Raw genomic sequence first — 23,264 nt, forward strand, 5'->3', positions numbered from 1 at the left:
CACCGGGGCGAAGTCTAGCCGGGAACGTGAAGAACGTGAATGGGCGCGCAGCGCGAGCCGACAGACCGTTCCAGCAGCGGGCCGTGAACGCTTCAGGGTGCGCCGCCGCCAATCTCACTGGATGAGATCGCCCCTGCTTAGGGTGCCCGCATGGACACCCTGCGCAAGCTCGCCATCCTCGCCGATGCCGCCAAGTACGACGCCTCCTGCGCCTCCAGCGGCGCGGGAAAGCGGAACTCGGTCAAATCCGGTGGCATCGGCAGCACCGAGGGCGCGGGGATCTGTCACAGCTATACCCCGGATGGGCGGTGCGTCTCGTTGCTGAAGATCCTGCTGACCAACTTCTGCATCTACGACTGCGCCTATTGCGTGAACCGGGTATCAAGCAACGTGCAGCGGGCGCGCTTCAGCGTGGACGAGGTGGTCGCGCTGACCATGGATTTTTACAAGCGCAATTACATCGAGGGCCTGTTCCTTTCCAGCGGCATCATCCGCAACGCCGACTACACGATGGAACGCATGGTGGAAGTGGCGCGGGTGCTGCGCCAGGAACATCGGTTCGCCGGATACATCCACCTGAAGACCATTCCCGAGGCCTCGCCGGAACTGCTGGCTGCCGCCGGGCGTTATGCCGATCGGCTGTCGATCAACATCGAACTGCCCACCGAAGACGGACTGGCCAGTTACGCCCCGGAAAAGTCGATGCCCTCCATCCGTGGCGCGATGGGCGAGCTCAGCTGGCGGATCGAGGAGGCCAAGGAGGCGCGCAAGGCGACCGCTGCCCTGCCGCTGGCCGACCCGGCCCCGCGCACCCGGAAACCGCGAGCGCCGCGCTTCGCACCGGCCGGGCAAAGTACACAGATGATCGTCGGCGCCGACGGCGCGAGCGACCAGCAGATCCTGGGCGCGGCGGACAACCTGTATGGCAATTACCACATGCGCCGGGTTTACTATTCCGCGTTCAGCCCGATCCCCGATGCCAGCAAAGCGCTGCCGCTGCAAGCGCCGCCACTGGCGCGTGAGCACCGGCTGTATCAGGCCGACTGGCTGCTGCGCTTTTACGGCTACGGGGTGGAAGAGATTACCGACACCACCCAGGGCGGCATGCTCGACCTGGACATCGATCCGAAAATGGCCTGGGCGATCCGACACCCCGAGCGTTTTCCGGTGGACGTCAATACGGCGCCGAAGGAATTGCTGTTGCGTATTCCCGGCTTGGGCGTGCGCAACGTCAAGCGCGTGTTGATGGCGCGCCGCCATGGCCGCCTGCGGGTGGCCGACGTGGCCCGGCTGCGCGCGCCGATGAGCAAACTATTGCCGTTCGTCCAGCTGGCCGACCACCATCCCCGCAAGCAGCTGGATGATCCTGCCACCCTGCGCGCGCGATTGGCGCCGCCACCGAAGCAGGGTGCGTTGTTTTGACTGGTCCGGCACGTACGGACCTGCAGCGCTGGAGCGCGCGGGTGGACCCGGCGTGGTCGGTGGAGGCATGGCGCGCGGTAGCGCGGGCGGCGTTGCAGCGACAGGTAACACCGCCCCAGCTGGACTGGCTCGATGCCGGCGACCGCTCGCTGCTCGATGCCCCTTCGGTGCTGGATGCGCCGCTACCGGTGGAGCCCACGCCAACGCAGGCCGCGGTACCCCGTGATTTTCTCGAACTGGCCGCCACCTGCCTGTGCCACCGTGAGCCGCAGCGGCTGGCGCTGCTGTACCGCATGCTGTGGCGGATCACCCACGGCGAGCGCCGGCTGCTGACCAACCCGGCCGACCCCGACGTGGTGCGCGCCATGGCCCTGGCGCAGGCAGTACGCCGCGATGCGCACAAAATGAAGGCGTTCGTGCGCTTCCGGGAAGTACCCGGCGAGCAAGAGGCGTTCATTGCCTGGTTCGAGCCAGACCACCACATCGTGGACCGGGTGGCGCCCTTCTTCGCGCGTCGCTTCGCCGGCATGCGGTGGGCGATCCTGACCCCGACGCGCAGCGCGCGATGGGATGGCAGCACTTTGTCATTCGGCCCCGGCGGCAGCCAGGAGCAGGCGCCGCGCGAGGACGCGCGCGAAGAATTGTGGCGCACCTACTACGCCAATATCTTCAACCCGGCCCGGCTCAACACGCGCATGATGCGGCAGGAAATGCCCGCCAGGTACTGGAAACACCTGCCTGAAGCAACGCTGCTGCCGATGCTGGTGCGCGACGCTGGCGATCGCGTACAGGAGATGCATGACCGCGACGTGCAGGCACCGCAGCGCCGCATTCCCGACCGCCGGATTACCGCGCGTGCGCCGGCCACCGCCAACGGCGATGACCTGGATGCGCTGCGCACGGCGGCCATGGGGTGCCGCCGCTGTCCACTATGGGAACCGGCCACCCAGACGGTGTTCGGTGAAGGGCCGCAGAACGCCAAGGTGATGCTGGTGGGCGAGCAGCCCGGCGACAGCGAAGACCTGAGCGGGCACCCGTTCGTGGGGCCGGCCGGGCAGCTGTTGAACCGCGCGTTGGCCGAACTGGATATCGACCGCAGCACGCTGTACATGACCAATGCGGTGAAGCACTTCCGGTTTGAGCGGCGCGGTAAACGGCGCATCCACAGCACGCCGCAGATGACCCACGTCACTGCGTGCAAACCGTGGCTGATGGCCGAAATTGAGAACGTGCGCCCGCAGGTGATCGTGTGCCTGGGAGCCACCGCAGCTACTGCCGTGTTCGGTGCGGGCTTCAACCTGATGGAGAAGCGCGGCTGTTGGCACGCGCTGGACGACGGCACCCGCGCGTTCGCCACGGTGCACCCGGCGTGGGTGCTGCGTCAGGGCGAGGGCGAGGCGCGGGAGGCGGCGTATCGGGGGCTGGTGGAGGATCTGCGGCGGTTGCTGGATGATCGGCACGAGGGGTGATGCAGGGCGGCGTTGCGCGGCGTACGCTGCTTTGGATGCGTCAGGGGTTGCCGGCCAGCGGCCGGCACTACCGATTAACGGTTGCCGGCCAGCGGCCGGCACTACCGATTAGCAGTTGCCGGCCAGCGGCCGGCACTACCGATCAGCAGCTCAGGATGAGGTGGCCGGCCAGTGCGCCGCAGCCCGCCCACAGGCCGAGCATCAGCAGCAGCCCGGCGAAGGCGGTCACTACGCGCCAGCCCGGCCGTGCGCCCTTGCTGCGCGCGAAGACCCACCATGCCAGCAGCGGGCCCGCGATCAGGCCGCCGCCCAGCAGCGCCACCGCCAACCAGCCGATCCACTCGGGCTTGTGGCCGGCTTCAGGGGGACATTGGGTGGTGGCATATCCCGCCGGAATCAGCAGCAGGTTGAACAGTCCAACAGCGATGCGACGGAGACGCGTGCCGACGCGGGGTCGGCACCTGTCCGCGATGCCATGGGCTGGCGTCAATGCGCCGCCATGTAGATGTCCTGCAGGACCGCCTTCTCAAGCTCCAGCTCACTGAGCAGGTTCTTGACGATATCGCCCAGGCTCAGGATGCCGACCAGCTTGGCATCTTCAGTCACCATCAGGTGGCGGTGGCGCGAGTAGGTCATCAGCGCCATGGCCTGCTTCAGCGTTGCGTCCGGGGCAATGCCTTCCAGACCTGCCGACGGCAAGCTGGCGATCACCCGGCGACCTGCCTGCGGGCCGTCATCGGCCAGGCTGCGCACGATGTCCTTCTCGGAAATGATCCGCACCGGGGCATCGTCTTTCATCACCACCAGGGCAGCGATCTTGTGCGCGCTCATCTTGTGCGCGGCGGCACCGATGGTGTCCTCGACATCGATGGTGACGATTGCATCTTTCTTGGATTGCAGGAGTTCGCGGACGTTCATTCTTGTTTCCTGTTACAGGTTACTGAAGTCGAGAGGTGCGCCTGGTTGCAGCGAGGGAGGCGGCGCCATGCGTCTGCCCGGTCCTCGGTCACTTGATTCTACGACTGCGGCTTGGCCCAGGAGTTTGCAAATCTGGGACAGTTCGTCGTCGAAACCGCTGACGACCCCGAGAATGGCACCGCGACTAAAACCGTCGCTGAATGCAGCCGCGGCCCACGACTAAAGTTTCACGGCCCTCTGCCGCATGTGGCACCACCCCACGGGTGGCTGCGTCGGCGCCGGATCAAAAGGCGGCCACGCATGGCGTGGCTCTACCGATGAATACGGGCGTAGAGCGACCCCATGGGTGGCTGCTCCCCCAACCCAATGCGCACGAAAAAGGGGGCCTCGCGGCCCCCTTCTCCCTATCCACATCGCCTGCGCGCGCGTTTATTCCACCGTCACGCTCTTGGCCAGGTTGCGCGGCTTGTCCACGTCGGTGCCACGTGCCAGTGCGGTGTGGTAGGCCAGCAGCTGCACCGGAATGGTGTGCACCACCGGGCTGAGCACGCCGGCGTGGCGCGGGGTGCGGATCACATGCACGCCCTCGGATTCAACGAAGTTGCTGTCCTGGTCGGCGAACACGAACAGTTCGCCACCGCGCGCACGCACTTCCTGCATGTTGGATTTGACCTTCTCCAGCAGGCTGTCGTTCGGCGCGATCACCACCACCGGCATGTCTTCGTCCACCAGCGCCAGCGGGCCGTGCTTGAGCTCACCGGCCGGGTAGGCTTCGGCGTGGATGTAGGTGATCTCTTTCAGCTTGAGCGCGCCTTCCAGCGCGATCGGGTAATGCAGGCCACGGCCCAGGAACAGCGCACTGCTCTTGCGCGCGAAGCGCTCGGCCCAGGCGGCGATCTGCGGCTCCATGTTCAGCGCGTGCTGCACGCTGCCCGGCAGGAAGCGCAGCTGCTCCAGGTACTCGGCTTCCTGCGCGGCATCCACCCGCCCGTGCAGCTTGCCCAGCACCACGGTGAGCTGGAACAACGCGGCCAGCTGCGTGGTGAACGCCTTGGTCGAGGCCACGCCGATCTCGGCGCCGGCGCGCGTGTAGCACACCAGTTCGCTGGCACGCGGGATCGCGCTTTCGGGCACGTTGCAGATCGACAGCGTGTGCAGGTGGCCCAGCGACTTGGCGTACTTCAGCGCTTCCATCGTGTCCAGCGTTTCGCCGGACTGGGAGATGGTCACGATCAGGTGCTTGGGGTTGGCATACGCGGCGCGGTAGCGGTACTCGCTGGCAATTTCCACGCTGCACGGCAGCCCGGAAATCGACTCGATCCAGTAACGCGCGGTCAGCCCGGAGTAGTAGCTGGTGCCACAGGCCAGGATCTGCACGCCCTCGATGCCCGACAGCACCGCTTCGGCATTCTTGCCGAACAGCTCGGCCGGGAACCCGCCGGCGTCGATCGCCGCTTCGATGGTGTCACCCAGCGCACGCGGCTGCTCGTGGATTTCCTTCTGCATGAAGTGGCGGTACGGGCCCAGTTCCAGCGAGGCCAGCGACACGTCGGACAGGTGCACGCCGCGGTCGATCGGCTGGTTGTGCTCGTCGAACACCTGCACGCCGTCGCGGCGGATGTCGGCGGTGTCGCCCTCTTCCAGGAAGATCACCCGGCGGGTGGACGACACGATGGCCGAGACGTCCGAGGCCACGAAGTTCTCGCCCTCGCCCAGACCCACCAGCAACGGGCAGCCCATGCGCGCGCAGACGAAGTGGTCCGGCTCGGCGCGGCTCATCACCGCCAGCGCGTAGGCACCGGTCAGCTCCTTGACGGTGTGCTGCAGCGCGGTCAGCAGGCTGTCACCGCCCTTGAGGTGGTGGTGCATGAGGTGCGCGATGACCTCGGTGTCGGTCTGCGACTCGAACACGTAGCCCAGCGCACGCAGCTTCTCGCGCTGTTCTTCGTGGTTTTCGATGATGCCGTTGTGGACCAGCGCCACGCCGTGGCTGATGTGCGGATGGGCGTTGGCTTCGGTCACGCCGCCGTGGGTGGCCCAGCGGGTGTGGCCGATGCCCAGCAGCGCGTCGAAGCCTTCCGCGGCTGCGGCCTTCTCCATCTCGGCCACGCGGCCGGTCCGGCGCACCCGGCGCACGTCGGCCTGGGCAGCGGAGCGGTCGATCACGGCAATGCCGGAGGAATCGTAGCCGCGATACTCCAGCCGCTTCAGTCCTTCGATGAGTACCGGTACCACGTCGCGATTGGCGATCGCTCCCACAATGCCGCACATAGTTTCTGATCCCTGCCGTTGATGCCTGCATTCTAGCGTGGCGGCCGGGGACGCTTGGCGCCTGTCCGCTTAACGAAAGTGTCCGGGGCACTGTCCGCGGACGCCCGGACACTCCGGTGGCGCATGCAACCCATTGATTTCAATGGCCGAAAAGTTGGCACGCGGTGTGCTTTGTACTGGGCAACCCAACCGCGAACGAGCCCGATGATCCGCGACACTTCCGCACAGGACCAGACCCTCTCCGTTGCCGGCACCCCTGCCCCGTGGAAGCGCTGGCTGTGGCCGGGCCTGGCCGCGCTGGTGGTGCTGCTGGCCATCGGCTTTGCCGCCCGTGCCTGGCTCGGCGCCAGCCGGTCCTTCGATAGTGCCCGGGTGCGCGTGGCCGAAGTCACGCGCGGCGACCTGGTGCGGGACATCGCCGCCGACGGCCGGGTGATCGCGGCCAACAGTCCGATCCTGTACGCCATCTCGGCCGGCACCGTGGACCTGAAGGTGGTCGCCGGCGACGTGGTCAAGAAGGGCCAGGAACTGGCGGTGATCGACAGCCCCGAGCTGCGCAGCAAGCTGGCCCAGGAGCAGTCCACCCTGGCCGGCCTGGAAGCCGAAGCCAGCCGCGCCAATCTCGATGCCACCCTGGCCCGGGCCAAGGCGCGCAAGGAAACCGACCAGGCCAGCATCGAGCGCCAGGCCGCCGAGCGCGACCTGCAGCGCTACCAGCGCGGCTTCGACGGCGGCGCGGTGCCGCAGATCGACCTGGCCAAGGCCAACGACAGCCTGAAAAAGGCCGACATCCAGCTGGCCAACGCACAGACCGACGCGCGCCTGCAGGGCCAGGGCGCGGACCTGGACGCACGCAACAAGCACCTGCTGGCCGAGCGCCAGAAGGCGGTGGTGGCCGAAGTGCAGCGCCAGGTGGACGCGCTCACCCTGCGCGCACCGTTCGACGGCCAGGTGGGCCAGGTGCAGGCCACCCAGCACACCAACGTGATCGCCAATGCGCCGATCCTGGGCGTGGTCGACCTGTCGCGCTTCGAGATCGAAATCAAGGTACCGGAAAGCTTCGCCCGCGACTTGGCGATCGGCATCCCGGCGCAGCTGACCAGCGGCAACGGCCAGCCCTTCCCCGGTGAAATCAGCGCGGTGTCCCCGGAGGTGGTGGCCGGTGAAGTGAATGCCCGCATCCGCTTCTCCGACAAGCAGCCGCAGGGCCTGCGCCAGAGCCAGCGGATGCAGGCGCGGGTGGTGCTGGATACGCGCCGCAACGTGCTCAAGATCGAGCGCGGTCCCTTCGTCGAACAGGGCAACGGCCAGGCCTACGTGATGAGCGGCAGCACCGCCGTGCGTCGCCCGGTGAAGCTGGGCGTAAGCAGCCTGGGCGAAGTGGAAATCCTCTCTGGCCTGCAGCCCGGCGACCGCGTCGTGGTGTCTGGCAGCGACCTGTTCGGCGATGCCGAACAGGTGTCCATCAACTGATCCCTCTCCATCCTTCTGAACGAACTGCAAAGGAAAACAGTCATGCTCGAGATGCGCTCGGTCGCCAAAGTGTTCCGTACCGAACAGGTGGAAACCCATGCCCTGCGGTCGCTCGACCTGCACGTGCGCGAGGGCGAGTTCGTCGCTGTCACCGGCCCGTCCGGGTCGGGCAAGACGACCTTCCTCAACATCGCCGGCCTGCTGGAAACCTTCACCAGCGGCACCTACCTGCTCGATGGGCAGGACGTGAGCAAGCTCGGCGATGACGCGCGCAGCCGCCTGCGCAACCAGAAGATCGGCTTCATCTTCCAGGGCTTCAACCTGATCTCCGACCTCAACCTGTTCGACAACGTGGACGTGCCGCTGCGCTACCGCGGTATGCCGGCCGCCGAGCGCAAGCAGCGCATCGAAAAGGCGCTGGGCCAGGTTGGCCTGGGCTCGCGCATGAAGCACTTCCCGGCCGAACTGTCCGGCGGGCAGCAGCAGCGTGCCGCGATCGCGCGCGCCCTGGCCGGCAGCCCGCGCCTGTTGCTGGCCGATGAACCGACCGGCAACCTGGACAGCCAGATGGCGCGCGGCGTCATGGAGCTGCTGGAGGAAATCAACGCCGCCGGCACCACCATCGTCATGGTGACCCATGATCCGGAACTGGCCGCGCGCGCGCAGCGCAACGTGCACATCGTCGACGGCCAGGCCACCGACCTGGTGCGCGAACCGGTGCTGGCGCACCCCGCGCCCCGCCATCGTCACCGTCAACGACTGAGGCCTGCCATGTTCGCCTACTACTTCCGACTGGCCCTGCGCAGCTTCCGGCGCAACAAGGTGCTGACCGCGCTGATGGTGATCGCCATCGCGCTGGGCATCGGTGCGTCGATGACCACCCTCACCGTGTTCCATGTGCTGTCTGGCGACCCGATCCCACAGAAGAGCGATCGCCTGTTCGCCGTGCAGGTCGATCCGCGGCCGATGCTGGGCTACCAGGCCGGCGAAGAGCCGGAAGACCAGATGACCCGTTTCGATGGTGAAGCCCTGCTGCGCGAAAAGCACGCAAAGCACCAGGCGGTAATGACCGGTGGCGGCGTGACTGTCGAATCGGACAAGGCCTCGTTGCGGCCCTTCGATACGGACGCACGCTACACCTCCACCGACTTCTTCCCGATGTTCGACACCCCGTTCCTGTACGGCCGCGCCTGGCCGACCAGCGATGACGAAGGGCGCGCGCGGGTCGCGGTGATTTCGCGCACACTCAACCAGAAGCTGTTCGACGGTGCCGACAGCATCGGCAAGCCGCTGCGCATGGACGGCCACGTGTTCACCGTGGTCGGCGTGCTCGACGAGTGGGCCCCGAACCCGCACTTCTACGACCTGGAAACCGGCCGCTATGGCGGCAGCGAAGACGTGTACCTGCCGTTCGCCACGGCCATGGACCTCAAGCTGGGCCGCAACGGCAACATGAACTGCTGGGGCAACAGCAACGGCGACTCGGAAGCCATCAACGCGCCCTGCACCTGGCTGCAGTACTGGGTGGAACTGCCCTCGGCCGCCGATGCAGCCAGCTACCGCGCTTACCTGGACAACTACTCGGCCCAGCAGAAGGCGGCCGGTCGTTTCGAGCGCCCGGCCAACGTGCGGCTGCGCAACGTGATGGAGTGGCTGGACTACAAGCAGGTGGTGCCCAGCGATGTGCGCCTGCAGCTGTGGCTGGCGATGGGCTTCCTGCTGGTCTGCCTGATCAACACCGTGGGCCTGCTGCTGGCCAAATTCCTGCGCCGCAGCGGCGAGATCGGCGTGCGTCGCGCACTGGGCGCCAGCCGCGGACAGATCTTCCTGCAGTCGTTGGTTGAAGCCGGCACCGTCGGCCTGGCCGGTGGTGTGCTGGGGCTCGGCCTGGCCCTGGTCGGCCTGTATGCGGTCCGCCAGCAGCCGGTGGAGTACGCCAAGCTGGCCACGCTGGACGGGCAGATGCTGTTGCTCACCTTCGGCCTGACCCTGGTGGCCAGCCTGCTGGCCGGATTCCTGCCCGCGCTGCGCGCGATGCAGGTTGCGCCCGCCATCCAACTCAAATCGCAGTAAGGCACCGGAGCACATCATGGATATCCGTCCCATCCTGTCCACCCTGCGCCGGCACAAGACCGCCGCAGCGTTGATCGTGCTGGAGATCGCGCTTACCTGCGCCATCGTCTGCAACGCGCTGTTCCTGATCGGGCAGCGCATCGACACCATCAGCCAACCCAGCGGCATCGCCGAAAATGAGCTGGTGGAAGTGCGTCTCGGCGGCATCGGCAAGCAGGTCAACGTTGAAGCCCGCACCCGCGAAGACCTGGCCGCGCTGCGCGGGATTCCCGGGGTGAAGAGCGCGGTGGCGATCAACCAGCTGCCGTTCCGCCGCAACTCGTGGAACAGCAGCCTGTCGCGCGTTCCCGACCAGGAACGCCCGACGTTGAGCGCCGCGCAGTACTACGCCCGCGAGGGCACGCTGGACACGCTGGGCGTCGAACTGATCGCCGGCAGCGACTTCCAGCCGGGTGAGTACCGCGAGTACGACGAGGTCGTCAACGATCCCGAATCTGAAACCAAGGGCAGCTCGGTGATCCTGACCAAGTCCGCCGCCGACAAGCTCTTCCCCGACGGCGATGCACTGGGCAAGACGGTGTACAGCGGCCGCATGCCGCTGCGCGTGACCGGCGTGGTCAAGGTGCTGGGTCGCCCCAGCCGGGTCGAGGGCAATACGCAGCACTCGATGGTGCTGCCGATCCGCATGTCCTACGACATGGGCTTCTACCTGATCCGGGTTACCGACCCGTCGCGCCGCGATGAAGTGCTCAAGGCCGCCGTGACCGCACTTGAACGGGTGGATTCCAGCCGCCTGGTGCGGGCCAAGGTCACCTACGAGGAAACCCGCAACAAGTACTTCGCCAATGACCGCGCGATGGTCGGCCTGTTGATCACCGTGTGCGTGGCCCTGCTGGTGGTCACCGCGCTGGGCATCGTCGGCCTGGCCAGCTTCTGGGTGCAGCAGCGCACCAAGCAGATCGGCATCCGCCGTGCACTGGGCGCCACGCGGGGGCAGATCCTGCGCTACTTCCAGACCGAGAACTTCCTGCTGGCCACGGTGGGCATCGTGCTGGGCATGTTGATGGCCTACACAATCAACCTGTGGCTGATGAACACCTACGAGCTGCCGCGCATGCCCATCAGCTACCTGCCGATCGGCGCGGTGCTGCTGTGGCTGCTGGGCCAGATCGCGGTGTTCGGCCCGGCCCGCCGCGCCGCCGCCGTGGCCCCGGCCATCGCCACCCGGAGTGCCTGACATGCGCCTGCCTACCCCTTCCCTGGCGCTGTGCCTGCTGCTGGCCAGCGCCCCGCCGCTGTCGGCCACCCACCGCGAGTCATCGCGGCTGGACTGGCGCGAAGACGGCCATCACCTGGCACTGGATGCCGAACAGAGCGTGGTGCGCGTGCGCAACGCCACGCCAGCCGGGCATTTCGGCGTGCGTGCCGGCGACCGCGTGCTGCGGGTGGGCACGCAGCCGGTGCGCAGCGTGGATGACCTGACCACCGCCCTGGGCCGCAGCGGCCCGGGCTCGGTGCCGGTGACCGTGCAGCGCGACGGCCGCGAACAGACCGTGCAGGTGGCCACCGCCGCGTGGCGCGGGGTGCTGCCCCCGCGGGCCCCTGCACCGCCACCACCGCCACCACCACCGCGGCGGTAGCCGGGACGGCGCCGGCGGCCCTGCCCGCCAGCGCCGTGCTCCGGTACTCTCTGTCCTTCTCCCGGTGCCCTGTCGACGCATGCCTTCGATCCTGATCATTGATGACAACGCCAGCGTCGGCACCGCACTGGAAGTGCTGTTCTCGCTGCACGATATCGACGCGCTGCACGCGCTGTCGCCCGAGGCCGGGCTGGCGCTGCTGGAACAACAGCCGGTGGACCTGGTGATCCAGGACATGAACTTCACCGAAGACACCACCTCCGGCGAAGAAGGCGAAGCGCTGTTCCAGCAGATCCGCGCACGCCACCCCGACCTGCCGGTGATTCTGCTGACCGCCTGGACCCACCTCAGCAGCGCGGTGGACCTGGTGCGTGCCGGCGCGGCCGACTATCTGGCCAAACCATGGGACGACCGCAAACTGCTGGTCACGGTGAACAACCTATTGGAGCTGTCCGAAACGCGTCGCGAGCTGGACCGCCGGCGCGACCGCGAGCAGCGCGACCGCACGGCGCTGGAAGCACGCTATGACCTGCGCGGCGCGGTGGTCGCCGATCCGGCCAGCGAGCGGGTGGTGAACCTGGCCTGCCAGGTCGCACGTTCGGCACTGCCGGTGTTGATCACCGGTCCCAACGGCGCCGGCAAGGAAAAGATCGCCGAGATCATCCAGGCCAACTCGCTGGTGGCCAAGGGCCCGTTCGTGGCGCTCAACTGTGGCGCCATTCCGGCCGAGCTGATCGAAGCCGAACTGTTCGGCAGCGAGGCCGGTGCCTACACCGGCGCCAACAAGGCCCGCGAAGGCAAATTCGAAGCTGCCGATGGCGGCACGCTGTTCCTCGACGAAATCGGCAACCTGTCACTGGGCGGACAGATGAAACTGCTGCGCGTGCTGGAAACCGGGCGTTTCGAGCGCCTGGGCTCCAACCGCGAACGCCAGGTCAAGGTGCGCGTGGTCAGTGCCACCAACGCCGACCTGCCCGCGATGATCCGCGACGGCAGCTTCCGCGAAGACCTTTACTACCGCCTCAATACCGTTGAACTGGCGCTGCCCCCGCTGGCCGAGCGCCCGGGCGACATCCTGCCGCTGGCAGAACGCTTCCTCAGTGGCGGCAAGGCGTTGTCCAGTGCGGCCGCCACGGCACTGCAGCGCCACCCCTGGCCGGGCAACGTGCGCGAGCTGCGCAACGTCATCCAGCGCGCCGAACTGCTGGCCCAGGGCGCGCGCATCGAAGTGGCCGACCTCAACCTGCCGCGGGCGCCGGCAGCGGCGCGGCCCACCGCACCGAGCGCCGATCCGGATCGCAGCCGCATCGAAGCGGCGCTGGCCCACAACCACGGCATCATCGCCCAGGCGGCCGCCGAGCTGGGCCTGAGCCGCCAGGCGCTGTACCGGCGCATGGATCGCCACGGCATCCCGCGCGAATGACACGCCGCTCCTTCACCTTCCGGCTGTTCCTGCGCCTGCTGCCGGTGCTGGCGCTGGCCGCTGCGTTTCCCTGGTACCTGGCGTTCTGGCTGGACCATGGGTGGGCGGTCAGCGTGGTGTCGATCGTCGTGCTGCTGTCGGTGATGTGGTTCAGCCTGCGCCGCGCCACCGCGCCGGTGCGTTCGCTGCTGCGGGCGTTGTCGGGCACCACCAGCAGCTACCGAGACGGCGAATACAATTTTTCGGTGTACTGGCCGGGCGACGACGAACTGGGTGACCTGGTGCAGGCGCACCGCGAGCTGGGCGACGTGCTGCGCGAACAGCGCCAGGGGCTGGTGCAACGGGAACTGCTGCTGGACACCATGGTGCAGAACACGCCGGTGTCGATGCTGCTGCTGGCCAACGGCGGCGACGGCATCCAGCGCGTGGTGTTCTCCAACCTGGCCGCGCGCAAGCTGCTGCACAACGGCTGGAAGCTGGAAGGCCAGCGCATGCAGGACGTGCTGGAAACGATGCCGGTGGAACTGCGCGATGCGATCGTGCGCGGCGGCGACAGCCTGTTCGCGGTTCGCCAGGACGACAGCGACGATGAAGAAGACGAGCAGGTGTACCACCTGTCGCGGCGCAACTTCCATCTCAACGGCCGCCCGCACGACCTGCTGCTGATCCGCCTGCTCACCGCCGAACTGCGCCGCCAGGAAGTGCAGACCTGGAAGAAGGTGATCCGGGTGATCAGCCACGAGCTCAACAACTCGCTGGCGCCGATCGCTTCGCTGGCCCATTCCGGCGGCGAGCTGGTGCGGCGTGGCAAGACCGAGCGGCTGGAAGAAGTGTTCGCCACCATCGAGGAGCGGGCGCGCCATCTGGAAGGCTTCATCCGCGGCTATGCGCGCTTTGCCAAGCTGCCGCAGCCGCAGCTGCAAAACGTGCAGTGGATTCAGTTCCTGACCAGCCTGCAGCACCAGATTCCATTCCGCATGCAGGGCATCGGCGACGACCTGCACAGCCGGGTGGATATCGCCCAGCTTGGCCAGGCGCTGCTGAACCTGCTGAAGAACGCACATGAAGCGGGCGGCGATGCCGAGCCGCCCAATGATGATGTCGAGGTCCGCCTGACCCGCCTGCCGCAGTGGCTGCGCCTGGAAGTGCTGGACCGCGGCAAGGGCATGAATGAAGCCGTGCTGCAGAACGCGTTGATGCCGTTCTACTCGACCAAGCGCAACGGCACCGGGTTGGGGTTGGCGCTTACCCGGGAAATCGTGGAAGCGCACGGCGGTCGGATTTCGCTGCAGAACCGCCGCGAAGGCGGGTTGTGCGTGGCGATCTTTTTGCCGGTTTGATCGGGTTGCCGGGCAGAGCCCGGCACTACGGGGGCGTTGGCATCGTCGGGTTGCCGGCCAGCGGCCGGCACTACCGGGATCGCTTGGTTGCCGGCCAGCGGCCGGCACTACCCGGATCGCCTGGTTGCCGGCCAGCGGCCGACATTACCGGGTGCGCGATGGCGCGTGTCAGCGCTTGGTGGGGCGCTTCCAGCCGTCGATGGTTTCCTGGCGTGCGCGGGCCAGGGTGAGCTTGCCGTCGGGGGCGGTGCGGGTGATCACCGAGCCGGCGGCAATGGTGGCGCCTGCGCCGATCACCACCGGGGCCACCAGCGCGCTGTTGGAGCCGATGAAGGCGTTGTCGCCGATGGTGGTCTGCGACTTGTTCACCCCGTCGTAGTTGCAGGTGATGGTGCCCGCACCGATGTTGACCTTGGCCCCGATCACCGCATCGCCCAGGTAGGTGAGGTGGTTGGCCTTGCTGCCCGGTCCCAGCGTGACCTTCTTGGTTTCCACGAAGTTGCCCACGTGGCTGCCGGCGGCCAGCACCGTACCCGGGCGCAGGCGTGCGAACGGCCCGATGTCCGCCGCGCCTTCGCTGACCACGCCGTCCAGGTCGCAATGCGCCTTGACCACGGTGCCCGCAGCCAGCGACACGTCCTTGAGCCGGGTGAACGGCCCGATGCTGACGCCGTCGCCCAGTTCGACCCGACCTTCCAGGATCACGTTGACGTCGATCTGCACGTCGCGCCCGACGCTGACCGTGCCGCGGATGTCCAGGCGCGCCGGGTCCAGCACCCGTGCGCCCTGCGTGCACAGCGCCCGCACCGCGCGCAGCTGCCACGCGCGCTCCAGCTGTGCCAGCTGCCACGGGTCGTTGGCGCCCTCGGCTTCCTGCGCGTCCTCGACGAACGCCATGTCGGCCGGGGTGTAGTCATGCGCGGCGGCGGCGAACACGTCGGTCAGGTAGTACTCGCCCTGCGCGTTGGCATTGGACAGCTGCGACAGCCAGGTGCGCAGCGCCGTGGACTCGGCGGTGATGATGCCGGTGTTGATGGTGCGGATGGCCAGCTGCTCGTCGGTGGCGTCCTTCTGCTCCACGATTGCCGCGACCCGGCCCTCGGCATTGCGCACGATGCGGCCGTAACCGGTGGGGTTGCGCCACTTCGGCCACCAGCACCGCCAGCCGGCCCGGCTGCGCCAGCAGGTGGCGCAGGGTATCGGTACGGATCATCGGCACGTCGCCGTACAGCACCAGCACCGTGGCCGCGTCGGGCACGTTCGGCATGGCCTGCTGTACCGCATGGCCGGTGCCCAGCTGTTCGCGCTGTTCGGCCCAGAGCAGGTCGGTCTGGCTGGCGAAGGCCTCGCGCACCGCATCGCCACCGTGGCCATACACGACATGGATGGCGGCGGGCTGCAGGTCGCGGGCGGCATCGATCACGTGGGCCAGCATCGGGCGGCCGGCAATCGGCTGCAGCACCTTGGGCAGGTCGGATTTCATGCGCTTGCCAGCGCCGGCGGCGAGGATGATGACGTGCAGGGCTTGGGTCATGGGGCAGCGTGTGTGGGCGGTAGTGGCTGCGATTCTAGAACGCAGACGGTTAACATGCTGCGTTTCCGCACCGGTATCGCCGTCCCGTGAGTCTGATCCGCCAAGGCAGCCACTTCATCCTGATCGGCCTGGTGCAGCTTGGGGTGGACTGGGCGGTTTTCGTCGGTGCCACCGCACTGGGCGTGCCGACCGTGCCGGCCAATGTGCTGGGCCGGGTGTGCGGGATGCTGCTGGGGTTCTGGCTCAACGGCCGCTATACGTTCGCTGCCGACGGCGACCACCGCCTCGGTTGGGCGCGGTTCGCACGGTTCCTGGCGCTGTGGCTGCTGTTGACCGTGGTCAGTACGCTGTTGGTGAGCACGACCGCGCACCACCTTGGCCTGGCCTATGCCTGGCTGGCCAAACCGGTCGTCGAAGGCGGTCTGGCCGCCGTCTCGTTCCTGCTGTTGCGGCGCTTCGTCTACCGCTGAGCGGCCGGCGCAGGAACCGGGCACCGGTGCGGTGCCCGGCCGGGGTCACCTTATTCGCACTTCAGCGCGCTGACCACCTGGGCGAACTGGTCGTTGGCCTGCTTGCAGCCCGTCTCCAGCGCGGTCTTGTCCTGCATGGTGGCCCACTGGGCCTTGGCCTGGTCCACGCCCTGCTGGAAGGCGGCGGCCGTCTGCGGGTTGGACTTGTCGAAGCAGGCCTTGGCGCGGGTCAGGTAGGCCTCACAGGCCTGCGGCAGGCCCGCGCCGATGCCGGCGTCAGCAACCGGGGCAGCGGTGGTCGGCGCAGCCGCCGCCGGGGTCGGGGTGGCCGGCGCGGCAGCGTCGTCCTTCTTGCCACACGCCACCAGGCCGGTGAGGGCCACTGCGAGAATCAATGCGTTCTTGAACATGGTCATTCCTTGATTGAACGGTCAGGGGTTTCGAATGCCTGCATGACAGTCTCCGGCCGCGCACGTCCGGGTGCATGTCTGGCAGGTGCACTTCTAGCATCAATGCCCGGCGGCGTCATTCTGCGCCGCACCGGCTGCGCCCCCGGCTGGCACCCCGTCGTGCGGGCAGAAGCCCAGCGTGGCCCGCACCAGGGCAATGCGCGTAGCGTCATCCAGCGGCGCGCCCGGCGTGCCCTGCCGGGCGATGGCCCGCGCCAGCTGGCGGGGGCAGTCCGGGGCAGCCCGCACATCGTCCAACTGCGCCCAGTGCGAGAGCAGGCGCTCATCGAGGGTATCGATGCGTTCGCGAATGGCGTCCAGCGACGGCGGCGGCGAGGGCGTCCTGCCCAGCAGGAACTGCTGGATATCGACGTGCTGCAGCAACTTGTTGGCCTCGATCAGCTGGCGGTAGGCGGCCTCCACCGCGTCCGGGTCCAGTCCCAGCTGCACCGCGCGGTCGCGCTTTCCGGCGAGCACGGCTGCCTCGCGCTGCGGGTCTTCGATCGGGCGTCCGGCCACAAACTTGTAGGCCGCCACGTCGTGGGCGATCGCGTTGCGCGCCGCCACCCGTTGTACCCAGACGCCCAGGCTGTCCAACGGCGCGAGCGCGGATACGCGGGCAGACAGCAGCAGGCTGCAAAGGACCGCAATGACCAGCGGGGTGCGTGCAGGATTCATCATCAGGACTCGGGCAAAGGATGCCGCCGATTCTGCCCGCCCTGCCCGCGCGCCGATGCCGTGTCGATCACAGTCCGGGCCATCGGGTCGCCCGCTGGCCCAGATACGACAACGCCGGCACAAGGCCGGCGCGGTCGAACACCCGCAGGCGAGCTGCTTAGTGCTTGAGCGTCTTGCGCAGGCGCTCCAGCGCCTGCAGCTGGACCACCGCTTCGGCCAGCTTCTGCTGGGCTTCGGCGACGTCCATGGCTTCGCCACGGTTGGCCAGCACGCGTTCGGCTTCTTCCTTGGCCTTGCGCACCGACGCTTCGTCGATGTCCTGGGCACGGATCGCGGTGTCGGCCAGCACGGTAACCACCTGCGGCTGCACCTCGAGGATGCCGCCGGAAATGGCGAAGTCGAGCTGCTCGCCGTTCGGCGTGGTCACTACCACCTTGCCCGGCTTCAGGCGGGTGATCAGCGGGGCATGCTTGGGCGCAATGCCCAGCTCGCCCAGCTCGCCGGTGGCCACGACCAGGGTCGCTTCACCACGGAAGATTTCCTGCTCGGCGCTGACGATGTCGCAACGGATGGTGCTCATGTAACTCTCTTCGCTAGGGGGCGGGTGTGACCCACCGCAGGGATTCCGCAGCGGTGGGCAGATGCCCACCCCGTGTCACGGTCGGGACGGGCGTGTGCCCGTCCCCGCCGCATCAGGCCTTCTCGGCCATCTTCTTGGCCTTCTCGACCGCTTCTTCGATGCTGCCGACCATGTAGAACGCCTGCTCCGGCAGGTGATCGTACTCGCCATCGACGATGGCCTTGAAGCCACGGATGGTGTCCTTCAGGCTCACGTACTTGCCCGGCGAGCCGGTGAACACTTCGGCCACGTGGAACGGCTGGCTGAAGAAGCGCTCGATCTTGCGGGCGCGGGTCACGGCCTGCTTGTCTTCTTCGGACAGTTCGTCCATGCCCAGGATGGCGATGATGTCCTTCAGTTCCTTGTACTTCTGCAAGGTCTGCTGGACGCGCTGGGCGGTGTCGTAGTGTTCGTTGCCGATGACCAGCGGGTCCATCTGGCGGCTGGTCGAATCCAGCGGATCCACGGCCGGGTAGATACCCAGCGAGGCGATCGAACGCGACAGGGTCACGGTCGAATCCAGGTGGGCGAAGGTGGTGGCCGGCGACGGATCGGTCAAGTCATCGGCGGGCACGTACACGGCCTGGATCGAGGTGATCGAGCCATTCTTGGTCGAGGTGATGCGCTCCTGCAGGACGCCCATTTCCTCGGCCAGGGTCGGCTGGTAGCCCACTGCCGACGGCATACGGCCCAGCAGTGCCGACACTTCGGTACCGGCCAGGGTGTAGCGGTAGATGTTGTCGACGAACAGCAGCACGTCCTTGCCCTTGCCGTTTTCGTCCTTCTCGTCGCGGAAGTACTCGGCCATGGTCAGGCCGGTCAGCGCGACGCGCAGGCGGTTGCCCGGCGGCTCGTTCATCTGGCCGTACACCATCGCGACCTTGTCCAGGACGTTGGAGTCCTTCATCTCGTGGTAGAAGTCGTTGCCCTCACGGGTACGCTCACCCACGCCGGCGAACACGGACAGGCCGCTGTGCGCCTTGGCGATGTTGTTGATCAGTTCCATCATGTTGACGGTCTTGCCGACGCCGGCGCCGCCGAACAGGCCGACCTTGCCGCCCTTGGCGAACGGGCACATCAGGTCGATGACCTTGATGCCGGTTTCCAGCAGCTCGGTGGCCGGGGACTGGTCTTCGTACGACGGGGCTTCACGGTGGATTTCCCACGTGTCGCTGGCGGTCACCGGACCGGCTTCGTCGATCGGACGACCCAGCACGTCCATGATGCGGCCCAGGGTGCCTGCACCGACCGGCACCGAGATGGCGCGTTCGGTGTTGGTGGCCACCAGGTTGCGCTTCAGGCCGTCGGTGGAGCCCAGCGCGATGCAACGGACCACGCCGTCGCCCAGCTGCTGCTGCACTTCCAGCGTGATTTCGGTGTTGTCCACCTTCAGCGCGTGGTACACCTTCGGCACCGACTCGCGGGGGAATTCGACGTCGACGACGGCGCCGATGATCTGAACGATCTTGCCCTGACTCATTGCTGCAATCCTCTAATGTGTGCTTTGACTGTGCGCGTCAGACTGCTGCCGCGCCGCCGACGATTTCGGAAATTTCCTGGGTGATCGCTGCCTGGCGGGCCTTGTTGTAGACCAGCTGCAGGGTTCCGATCAGCTTGTTCGCGTTGTCGCTTGCCGACTTCATCGCGACCATGCGGGCTGCATGCTCGGACGCGACGTTTTCCAGAACCGCCTGGTACACCAGCGACTCGACGTAACGCGTCATCACGTGCTCCAGCACGGTCGCGGCGTCGGGTTCGTACAGGTAGTCCCAGTCGTGGTGCGCGACCTGCTTCTCAGCGGCCGGCAACGGCAGCAGCTGGTCGAAGCTGGCCTTCTGCGTCATCGTGTTGATGAAGCGGTTGTAGACCAGGTACACGCGGTCGACCTTGCCTTCGGTGAAGGCATCGAGCATGACCTTGATCACGCCGATCAGCTGTTCCAGGTGCGGCACGTCGCCCATGTGGGTGACGCTGCCGACCATGTTGACCTTGATGCGGCGGAAGAAGGTCGAGGCCTTCTGGCCCACCGTCACCACGTCGATCTCGGCACCCTTGTCCTGGTACTGGCGGACTTCGCCCAGCATCTTGCGGAACAGGTTGTTGTTCAGGCCGCCGGCCAGGCCGCGGTCGGAGGAGATCACGATGTAACCGACCCGCTTGACCTCGTCACGCTGGACCAGGAACGGATGCTGGTAATCGGTGCTGGCCTGGGCCAGGTGACCGATCACCTGCTTCATCGCCTGCGCATACGGACGCGACGTCTTCATCCGCTCCTGCGCCTTGCGGATTTTGGAGGCCGAGACCATTTCGAGCGCGCGCGTCACCTTGCGGGTGTTCTGCACGCTCTTGATCTTGGTTTTGATTTCGCGTCCGCTTGCCATCTCTTCTTCCCGTATAGCGGGGCTCTGCCCCGCTGCCATTCAACGGTGAAGCGAGGCCGTCAGGCCCCGCCACACATGCGGCTTACCAGCTGCCGGTGGTCTTGAACTCGGCGATGCCCTTCTTGAAGGCCGCTTCGATGTCGTTGTCCCAACCGCCGGTGGCGTTGATTTTGCTGATCAGCTCGCCCTGGGTGTTGGCGAAGTGGGCGTGCAGGCCCTCCTCCAGTGCCAGCAGCTTGTTGACCGGCACGTCGTCGAGGTAACCCTCGTTGACGGCGTAGATGGTCAGCGCCTGGTTGGCGATCGACATCGGGGCGTACTGCTTCTGCTTCATCAGCTCGGTGACGCGCTGACCGCGCTCAAGCTGCTTGCGGGTGGCTTCGTCCAGGTCCGAGGCGAACTGCGCGAACGCAGCCAGCTCGCGGTACTGGGCCAGCGAGATACGGATGCCGCCGGACAGCTTCTTGATGATCTTGGTCTGGGCCGCACCACCGACGCGCGACACCGAGATACCGGCGTTCACGGCCGGGCGGATGCCCGAGTTGAACAGATCGGTTTCCAGGAAGATCTGGCCGTCGGTGATCGAGATCACGTTGGTCGGCACGAACGCCGAGACGTCACCGGCCTGGGTTTCGATGATCGGCAGCGCGGTGAGCGAGCCGGTCTTGCCCTTGACGGCGCCGTTGGTGAACTTCTCCACATACTCTTCGGACACGCGGGCAGCGCGCTCGAGCAGGCGGGAGTGCAGGTAGAACACGTCACCCGGGTAGGCTTCGCGGCCCGGCGGACGCTTCAGCAGCAGCGAGATCTGGCGGTAGGCCACGGCCTGCTTGGACAGATCGTCGTACACGATCAGCGCGTCTTCGCCGCGGTCCATGAAGTACTCACCCATGGTGCAGCCCGAGTAGGCGCTGATGTACTGCATCGCGGCCGATTCGGACGCGGTGGCAGCCACCACCACGGTGTGCGCCAGGGCGCCGTTCTCTTCCAGCTTGCGCACGATGTTGGCCACGGTCGAGGCCTTCTGGCCGATCGCGACGTACACGCACTTGATGCCGGTGCTCTTCTGGTTGATCACCGCATCGATGGCCAGGGCGGTCTTGCCGGTCTGGCGGTCACCGATGACCAGCTCGCGCTGGCCGCGGCCGATCGGAATCATGGAGTCGACCGACTTGTAACCGGTCTGCACCGGCTGGTCGACCGACTTGCGCCAGATCACGCCCGGGGCAACGCGCTCCACCGGCGCGGTGGCCTGTGCAGCGATCGGGCCCTTGCCGTCGATCGGCTCGCCCAGCGCGTTGACCACGCGGCCGAGCATTTCCGGACCCACCGGCACTTCCAGGATACGACCGGTGGTCTTGGCGACGTCGCCTTCGCGCAGGTGCTCATAGCCACCCAGGACCACGGCGCCGACCGAGTCGCGCTCCAGGTTCAGGGCCAGGGCGAAGGTGTTGTTCGGCAGTTCGATCATTTCGCCCTGCATCACGTCGGCCAGACCGAAGATGCGCACGATGCCGTCGGACACGCTGGTCACGGTGCCTTCGTTGCGCGATTCCGCGGCCAGCTTGACCTTCTCGATGCGGTTCTTGATCAGTTCGCTGATTTCGGAGGGGTTGAGCGTGGTTGCCATCGTCAAGTCCTAGTGCCGGCGATCACGCCGGACGTTAAATGAATTCAGTTAGCGAGCGCGGTCTGCAGGCGCGACAGCTTGCCCTTGAGCGAGCCATCGATGACCACGTCGCCGGCGTCGATGACGGCACCGCCGATCAACGAAGCATCGACTGCGGTCGAGACGTCCACTTCACGACCGAAGCGCTTGCGCAGCGCGGCCTTGATGGCGTCCAGTTCAGCGGCGGACAGTTCCGTGGCCGAGGTCACGGTGGCCTTGACCACGTGTTCGGCGTCGGCGCGCAGCTGGTCGTACATGCCGGCGATTTCCGGCAGCAGCGGCAGACGGTGCGCTTCGGCCAGGATGGCCAGGAAGCGACCGAAGGTCTCGCTGGACGATTCCGGCACCAGCAACGCGACGGCATCGCCGCGGTCCAGTTCCGGATTCGACAGCAAGGCCGCCACGCGTGGGTCGGCGGCTACATGGGCGGAGAACGCAAGCGCGTCCGACCACGGCGCGAACGTGCCTTCGTCGCGCGCGGTCGCGAACGCGGCGCGGGCATACGGGCGTGCAAGCGTGAGGGCCTGGCTCATCGATCAGATCTCCGATGCCAGCTCGTCGAGCAGCGCCTTGTGGGCGTTGGCGTCGATTTCGCGCTTGAGCAGCTTTTCGGCACCGCTCACGGCCAGTGCGGATACCTGCTTGCGCAGATCTTCACGGGCACGGTTGGCGGCAGCCTCGATTTCAGCGTGGGCCAGATCTTTCTGGCGGTTCGCTTCGGCGATGGCTTCATTCTTGGCGGCTTCAACGATCTGGTTGGCGCGCGCGTGGGCCTGGTCGATGATCTCGTTGGCCTTGCCGCGTGCATCCTTCAGTGCTTCGTTGACCTTTTCCTGCGCCTGGGCCAGATCCTTCTGGCTGCGGTCAGCAGCGGCGAGGCCTTCAGCGATCTTCTGCTGGCGCTCTTCGATGGCGTTCATCAACGGCGGCCAGATCTTGGTCGCGATGATCCAGATCAGACCGGCGAAAGCCAGTGCCTGGGCAACGAGGGTAAAACCGATATCCATGGGGTTCGCTCAATCTGGGGTGATGGGGTGGTTGCGCCGCCCAAGGCGGCGCAGCCTTTCCTTCATCCGCGATCAGGCGCACACGGCGCCTGATCGTTTCGCTTTCGCTGGATCAGCCTGCAACGGCCGGCAGACGGGCAACGAACTCGCCGATGGTCGGGTTGGCGAAGGCCAGCAGCAGGCCGACGGCGACCGAGATGATGAACGCGGCGTCGATCAGGCCGGCGGTGATGAACATGCGGACCTGCAGGACCGGAATCAGTTCCGGCTGGCGGGCAGCCGATTCCAGGAACTTACCGGACATGATGGCCAGACCAAGACCGGCACCGAGCGCGGCCAGGCCGATCATGATGCCGACGGCGAGGACGGTGGAGCTCTGGACTTGGGCGAGGTTGGTCAGGACGGCGAGGTACATGGTTTTCTCCTGG

General features: G+C 66.9%; 21 protein-coding genes and 2 pseudogenes. 10 read left to right on the forward strand and 13 right to left on the reverse strand.

Annotation, left to right across the window (positions count from 1 at the left end; all coding sequences use genetic code 11):
* Positions 1–150: 150 nt before the first annotated feature.
* The gene (locus tag ACZ0AE_RS17305; RefSeq protein WP_463601714.1) at positions 151–1,422 is read left to right on the forward strand and encodes a putative DNA modification/repair radical SAM protein; all 1,272 of its coding nucleotides are present in this window, start codon (positions 151–153) and stop codon (positions 1,420–1,422) included.
* Positions 1,419–2,891, forward strand: a complete 1,473-nt coding sequence (locus ACZ0AE_RS17310; RefSeq protein ID WP_463601715.1) for a UdgX family uracil-DNA binding protein — start codon at positions 1,419–1,421, stop codon at positions 2,889–2,891. Before ACZ0AE_RS17305 ends, ACZ0AE_RS17310 begins: the two co-directional genes overlap by 4 nt.
* Before the next feature lie 142 nt (positions 2,892–3,033).
* Here the strand turns inward: ACZ0AE_RS17310 and ACZ0AE_RS17315 are convergent, their stop codons facing one another.
* The 3 genes from ACZ0AE_RS17315 to glmS form a co-directional block, all read right to left on the reverse strand.
* Positions 3,034–3,381, reverse strand: a complete 348-nt coding sequence (locus ACZ0AE_RS17315; RefSeq protein ID WP_463601716.1) for a hypothetical protein — start codon at positions 3,379–3,381, stop codon at positions 3,034–3,036.
* The gene (locus tag ACZ0AE_RS17320; protein WP_038686119.1) at positions 3,378–3,809 is read right to left on the reverse strand and encodes a CBS domain-containing protein; all 432 of its coding nucleotides are present in this window, start codon (positions 3,807–3,809) and stop codon (positions 3,378–3,380) included. Before ACZ0AE_RS17320 ends, ACZ0AE_RS17315 begins: the two co-directional genes overlap by 4 nt.
* A gap of 429 nt (positions 3,810–4,238) precedes the next feature.
* Complete coding sequence (gene glmS / locus ACZ0AE_RS17325; protein WP_141059452.1) at positions 4,239–6,080, reverse strand: glutamine--fructose-6-phosphate transaminase (isomerizing); 1,842 nt, start codon at positions 6,078–6,080, stop codon at positions 4,239–4,241.
* Between the two features lie 204 nt (positions 6,081–6,284).
* On the opposite strand from glmS, the gene ACZ0AE_RS17330 reads away from it, so the two are divergent.
* The 7 genes and pseudogenes from ACZ0AE_RS17330 (at position 6,285) to ACZ0AE_RS17360 (ending at position 14,029) form a co-directional block, all read left to right on the forward strand.
* Entirely contained in the window at positions 6,285–7,553 is a 1,269-nt protein-coding gene (locus ACZ0AE_RS17330; protein WP_038686116.1) for an efflux RND transporter periplasmic adaptor subunit, read from the forward strand.
* A 42-nt stretch (positions 7,554–7,595) separates the two neighbouring features.
* Positions 7,596–8,316, forward strand: a pseudogene (locus ACZ0AE_RS17335) (ABC transporter ATP-binding protein).
* Between the two features lie 8 nt (positions 8,317–8,324).
* Positions 8,325–9,626, forward strand: coding sequence for an ABC transporter permease (locus tag ACZ0AE_RS17340; protein ID WP_038686112.1), 1,302 nt, complete (start codon positions 8,325–8,327; stop codon positions 9,624–9,626).
* A 16-nt stretch (positions 9,627–9,642) separates the two neighbouring features.
* A complete protein-coding gene (locus ACZ0AE_RS17345; protein WP_038686110.1) occupies positions 9,643–10,863 on the forward strand; it encodes an ABC transporter permease in 1,221 nt (406 codons plus the stop codon).
* Between the two features lies 1 nt (position 10,864).
* On the forward strand, positions 10,865–11,266 hold the full coding sequence (locus tag ACZ0AE_RS17350) for a PDZ domain-containing protein (RefSeq protein WP_463601717.1): 402 nt from the start codon (positions 10,865–10,867) through the stop codon (positions 11,264–11,266).
* A gap of 79 nt (positions 11,267–11,345) precedes the next feature.
* Positions 11,346–12,689 carry a sigma-54-dependent transcriptional regulator gene (locus ACZ0AE_RS17355; RefSeq protein ID WP_038686107.1) on the forward strand — a complete coding sequence of 448 codons (1,344 nt, stop codon included), beginning with the start codon at positions 11,346–11,348 and terminating at the stop codon, positions 12,687–12,689.
* Positions 12,686–14,029 carry a sensor histidine kinase gene (locus ACZ0AE_RS17360; RefSeq protein ID WP_463601718.1) on the forward strand — a complete coding sequence of 448 codons (1,344 nt, stop codon included), beginning with the start codon at positions 12,686–12,688 and terminating at the stop codon, positions 14,027–14,029. Before ACZ0AE_RS17355 ends, ACZ0AE_RS17360 begins: the two co-directional genes overlap by 4 nt.
* 168 nt (positions 14,030–14,197) lie before the next feature.
* Here the strand turns inward: ACZ0AE_RS17360 and glmU are convergent.
* A pseudogene (gene glmU / locus ACZ0AE_RS17365) lies at positions 14,198–15,563 on the reverse strand (bifunctional UDP-N-acetylglucosamine diphosphorylase/glucosamine-1-phosphate N-acetyltransferase GlmU).
* Positions 15,564–15,649: 86 nt separating this feature from the next.
* Between glmU and ACZ0AE_RS17370 the strand changes: the two are divergent.
* Positions 15,650–16,033 (forward strand): GtrA family protein, encoded by a 384-nt coding sequence (locus ACZ0AE_RS17370; protein WP_463601719.1) that lies wholly within the window; start codon positions 15,650–15,652, stop codon positions 16,031–16,033.
* A gap of 50 nt (positions 16,034–16,083) precedes the next feature.
* Here ACZ0AE_RS17370 and ACZ0AE_RS17375 read toward each other — a convergent pair whose 3' ends face one another.
* The 9 genes from ACZ0AE_RS17375 to atpE form a co-directional block, all read right to left on the reverse strand.
* Complete coding sequence (locus ACZ0AE_RS17375; protein ID WP_447595795.1) at positions 16,084–16,443, reverse strand: hypothetical protein; 360 nt, start codon at positions 16,441–16,443, stop codon at positions 16,084–16,086.
* A 99-nt stretch (positions 16,444–16,542) separates the two neighbouring features.
* Positions 16,543–17,163, reverse strand: coding sequence for a gamma subclass chorismate mutase AroQ (gene aroQ, locus ACZ0AE_RS17380; RefSeq protein ID WP_463601720.1), 621 nt, complete (start codon positions 17,161–17,163; stop codon positions 16,543–16,545).
* A 154-nt stretch (positions 17,164–17,317) separates the two neighbouring features.
* A complete protein-coding gene (locus tag ACZ0AE_RS17385) occupies positions 17,318–17,740 on the reverse strand; it encodes a F0F1 ATP synthase subunit epsilon (protein ID WP_038686101.1) in 423 nt (140 codons plus the stop codon).
* A 112-nt stretch (positions 17,741–17,852) separates the two neighbouring features.
* Positions 17,853–19,259, reverse strand: coding sequence for a F0F1 ATP synthase subunit beta (atpD, locus tag ACZ0AE_RS17390; RefSeq protein ID WP_447595797.1), 1,407 nt, complete (start codon positions 19,257–19,259; stop codon positions 17,853–17,855).
* Between the two features lie 37 nt (positions 19,260–19,296).
* Positions 19,297–20,160 carry a F0F1 ATP synthase subunit gamma gene (atpG, locus tag ACZ0AE_RS17395; protein WP_038686099.1) on the reverse strand — a complete coding sequence of 288 codons (864 nt, stop codon included), beginning with the start codon at positions 20,158–20,160 and terminating at the stop codon, positions 19,297–19,299.
* 82 nt (positions 20,161–20,242) lie between these two features.
* Positions 20,243–21,790: a F0F1 ATP synthase subunit alpha gene (atpA, locus tag ACZ0AE_RS17400; protein ID WP_038686097.1), complete on the reverse strand. Its 1,548-nt coding sequence runs from the start codon at positions 21,788–21,790 to the stop codon at positions 20,243–20,245.
* A gap of 44 nt (positions 21,791–21,834) precedes the next feature.
* Positions 21,835–22,362, reverse strand: coding sequence for a F0F1 ATP synthase subunit delta (locus ACZ0AE_RS17405; protein WP_128097914.1), 528 nt, complete (start codon positions 22,360–22,362; stop codon positions 21,835–21,837).
* A 3-nt stretch (positions 22,363–22,365) separates the two neighbouring features.
* On the reverse strand, positions 22,366–22,836 hold the full coding sequence (locus ACZ0AE_RS17410) for a F0F1 ATP synthase subunit B (RefSeq protein ID WP_038686094.1): 471 nt from the start codon (positions 22,834–22,836) through the stop codon (positions 22,366–22,368).
* Between the two features lie 112 nt (positions 22,837–22,948).
* Positions 22,949–23,251, reverse strand: a complete 303-nt coding sequence (gene atpE / locus ACZ0AE_RS17415) for a F0F1 ATP synthase subunit C (RefSeq protein WP_038686092.1) — start codon at positions 23,249–23,251, stop codon at positions 22,949–22,951.
* Positions 23,252–23,264 lie beyond the last annotated feature (13 nt).

This window comes from Stenotrophomonas sp. AC248 (assembly GCF_979258185.1).